This is a genomic window from Bacteroidota bacterium (assembly GCA_038746285.1).
Taxonomy (GTDB): domain Bacteria; phylum Bacteroidota; class Rhodothermia; order Rhodothermales; family JANQRZ01; genus JANQRZ01.
This window is the reverse complement of the sequence record JBCDKT010000132.1, coordinates 1-1,626: the sequence shown is the minus strand read 5'-3', so window position 1 is coordinate 1,626 and position 1,626 is coordinate 1. Positions and strand designations below refer to the sequence as shown.

The window sequence follows — 1,626 nt, the reverse complement described above, 5'->3', positions numbered from 1 at the left end:
GTCGCGCGGCGCGGGCACCGCCTCGGGGCCGGCGCGGACGGCCTTGTCGGCGATGACCACCGAGTCGCCCGGCAGCCCGACGACGCGCTTGATGTAGGGCGTCCGGTCGTCGAGCGCCTCCAGGCCCGGCGGGTAGTGGAACACCATCACGTCGCCGCGCTCGACCTCGCCAAAACCCGGCAGGCGGCGGCCGAGGACCCGCGGGCCGTAGTGGAGCTTCGAGACGAACACGAAGTCGCCCACGAGCAGCGTGTCCTCCATCGACGTCGACGGGATCCGGTAGGCGTCGAAGGCGAACGCCCGCAGCGCGAGCGCGAACACGAACGCGCCGGCGATCACGCGCACCCACGGCCACACGCTCCCCGAGGTGGCGCGCCCCGAGGCGGCGCCTGCCCGTGCGTCCGCCTCGGGGCGCGAGGCGTCGGGCGAGGCGAGCGGCATCGAGGCGGAGTCGGGGGTCACGGTCCGGCGGTGGGCGGCCCGTCCAACGGCGGGCGAGCGCGCCCTCGTACGCCGCTCGGCGCTCCGGGATCGGCCGGCGTTACGGGATCGGCCGGAAGAAGCGGTTCAGGCGCGGGATCGGCGGGATCCACCGCGAGAACGACAGGAACGTGAACGTGGCCTTGCCCACGAGGTGCGTCTCGGGCACGACGCCCCACCACCGGCTGTCGACCGAGTTGTCGCGGAAGTCGCCCATCGCGAAGTAGTAGTCCTGCCCGAACGTGTACGACGTGGCCGGCTGGCCGTCGATCAGGATCTGGCTGCCGTCGACGCGGAGGTCGCGGCCCTCGTAGCGCTGGATGACCTCGGCATAGAGCGGGACCGTCCGCGCGTTGAGCGGCACCGTGACGCCCTCGCCCGGGATCACCTGCGGGGGGACGTGGTCAGGGTTGGCGCCGAACAGCCCGTCGCGCCACGACTCGTCGAGGGCGAACGGCTCGGCGCGGGCGACGTCGGCGCGGGCCAGAAACGGCTCCAGCGCCTCCGGCGTCGCCACGACGACGTACTCGCGAGGCTCGGCGAGGACCGAGCCCTGACGCCGGTCGCTCCCGATCTCGAGCAGGATGTCCATCTCCTCAAGCTGGCGAGCGTTCGGTCGCGTCCCGCCGGTTGCCGTCACCTTCCAGCGCTGCTTCATCGTCGGCTGGAGCGGGACCGGCTCGCCGTTGATGTGGAGCACCTTGTCGAGGACGGCCAGCGTGTCGCCGGGCAGGCCCATCAGCCGCTTGATGTACGGGAACCGCCGCTCGATGGGCACCGCCTCGGGGATCGACCCGCGCTCGATGTCCTCGGCCGAGGGGTAGTTGAACACGATCACGTCGCCGCGCTTCGGCTCCGAGAAGCCCGGCAGGCGCGTCTGCGGCAGCTCGAGGCCGGGCAGGTAGATGCGCGTGAACGGGATGCCGAGCGTGGCCGGCGTGCGCGCGCCGTAGTGGAGCTTCGAGACGATCAGGAAGTCGCCCACGAGGAGCGTGTTCTCCATCGACTCCGAGGGGATCCGGTAGGGCTCGAAGATGAACGCCCGCAGGAGGATAATGATGGTGAGGGCCTTGGCCCAGAACCAGAGGTTCTCTTTGAGCGTGGGCTTGGCCCGAGCTTTCGCCTTCTCCTTTCGGCGCTTGCGGC

Annotated in this window: 2 protein-coding genes; both read right to left on the bottom strand. The window is 71.3% G+C overall.

What is annotated here, in order from left to right; genetic code table 11:
- Nucleotides 1-462, bottom strand: a 462-nt coding sequence (lepB, locus tag AAGI91_17885) for a signal peptidase I (protein MEM1044485.1), incomplete at its 3' end; no start/stop codon positions are given.
- Between the two features lie 79 nt (nucleotides 463-541).
- Nucleotides 542-1,626 (bottom strand): signal peptidase I (lepB, locus tag AAGI91_17880; protein ID MEM1044484.1); only part of this gene is annotated, 1,085 nt, incomplete at its 5' end.